The organism is Bacillus sp. IT-79MI2 (assembly GCF_949768135.1).
Lineage (GTDB): Bacteria > Bacillota > Bacilli > Bacillales > Bacillaceae_G > Bacillus_A > Bacillus_A pseudomycoides.
In genome coordinates, this window is the sequence record NZ_CATKPV010000024.1 from 1 (window position 1) to 314 (window position 314).

At 38.5% G+C, this 314-nt stretch carries 1 pseudogene; it reads right to left on the reverse strand.

The annotated features are described in order from the left end of the window. A pseudogene (locus ACM6HU_RS02015) lies at positions 1–314 on the reverse strand (IS3 family transposase); the annotation flags it as partial.

A 314-nucleotide genomic window follows, 5' to 3' on the forward strand; every position in this document is an offset into this window, starting at 1 on the left:
AATCAGGAAGATCGAATCTTTTAACCCAATAATAATACGTACTGCGCGGAATACCTGCGAGCTGAAGTAGCACCTTCACTGAAAATTCATGCCTTAGTTCATAGACTACTTGGGCTTTGTCTTGTTTCGTGATTTCTCCTTGTTTTGAACTAAGGCATTTAACTTTTTTAAATACGCATTTTCCATACGTAAACGCTCATTTTCCGCTTGTAGTGCCTCTATTGAACCTTCAACTATTCCGTGATCTTTAGTCGTGTTAAGTTTTTTATTTTTCATGGATGGACGCCCCTTTTTCTTTGATTGTAGGGCATCCC